Consider the following 1,392-nt stretch of genomic DNA (forward strand, 5'->3'; position numbering starts at 1 on the left):
AAGCCCGCGGTGGCGAGGCCGAAGACCGACTTGGTGAGGTTGCGCATGATGGATCCTTTGCTGTCAGGGCGACCGACGTGGTCGCCGTTTGGAGTCGCAAGGTCCTTCGGCGCCCCTCCGGAGAAGGTTGGGTCCCGTGATGTTTCCGTGACCTGTGGGGATCCTCCGCGGGTCAGCGCTGCTCGCCCGGGCGCTGGTTCCCGAGGACCTGGAGGGTGACGGACCCCGACAGCCCCTGCGCGGTCGGGGGCGCGGACTCGGGCAGGCGCAGGGTGAGGCGGAGGTGGTCGCGGACGCCGGGGGCGCGCGCGGGCGACTGGGTCAGGATCACGCGTCCCTGCGCGGGACGGTCGGCCACCACGGCCGTGACCGTGCCCGAGCAGACGGCCGTGCCCGGGGCGCCGGTCCACGGGACGGAGCACCGGTCGAGCGCGAGCTGCAGGCCGTCGGAGGTGCTGCCGGGCGCCGATCCGCCGAGCTCCAGGGCGAGCTCCGAGGCGGCCACCGACCCGGTGTTCGTGAGGTCCACGATGCGCACCGCCTGGCCGCCCGGGCGGAGGCCCGTGACGGGCACCGTCGTCTGGTCGGTGCCGGCGGCGCCCCAGTCGAGCGTGACGGCGCCCGCGGAGATCCGGGTCACGGCGTCGTCGCGGTCGACGAGGACGGCGTAGGCGGCGCCGCCGCCGAGGAGCGCGGCGAGCAGGGCGGCTCCCGTCGCGAGGCCCACGCGACGGCGCGCGGTACCGCCGGAGCCCGCGACGACGTGGCGGCCGCTCACGACCGGCCCTCTGCGGCGCGCGGCGGGCGGCGCCAGACGGCCACGAGCGCCCACGCGGTGACCAGGGCGCCGGCGGCGCCGAAGGCGAGGCTGCGCGTGCCCGGATCGCTGAGCCACACCCCGGGCCAGCCGAGGTACGGGACGACCGCGGTGCGGCGCTGGATCTCGTCGTCGCTGACCGTGACGATCCAGGGGTCCGGGGACGGGTTGTTGTCGCCCTGCGTCTCCATGACCAGCAGGTCCGGGCTCCAGCCGTCGATGCGGTCGGCGTACTCGGGCCCGTACACGGTGACGACGCGGTGGATGACGCGGATGGCGGGGCCTACGGGCGCCGTGAACACGATCACGTCGCCCACCGCCGTGTCCTCGCGGTCCACGGGCTGGGTGACCGCGAGCGATCCCACGGGCATGCCCGGCGCCATCGAGTTCGAGAGCACGGGCACGAACCGCGCCGTGCCGGTGAGCGTCAGCAGCAGGACGACGACGACGACGAGGGCGAGGACGACGCTGACGACGCCGCCGAGGGCGGCGAGCGCGCGGGCGAGGGGACCGCGGCGCCGGCGCGGGGCCGCGGCGGGCGTCCCGGGATCCGGGACCGCGGCCGGGGCGGCGGC

At 76.4% G+C, this 1,392-nt stretch carries 2 protein-coding genes; both read right to left on the reverse strand.

Features of this window, described 5'->3' with window-relative positions:
- Positions 1-172: 172 nt before the first annotated feature.
- Positions 173-778, reverse strand: a complete 606-nt coding sequence (locus Q6969_RS15655) for a TasA family protein (RefSeq protein WP_317231267.1) — start codon at positions 776-778, stop codon at positions 173-175.
- The coding region (locus Q6969_RS15660; protein WP_317231268.1) for a signal peptidase I at positions 775-1,392 on the reverse strand (618 nt) is incomplete at its 5' end. The genes Q6969_RS15655 and Q6969_RS15660, both read right to left, overlap by 4 nt.

This window comes from Clavibacter sp. MX14-G9D (assembly GCF_032917815.1).
In the GTDB taxonomy this organism is placed as follows: Bacteria; Actinomycetota; Actinomycetes; order Actinomycetales; family Microbacteriaceae; genus Clavibacter; species Clavibacter michiganensis_K.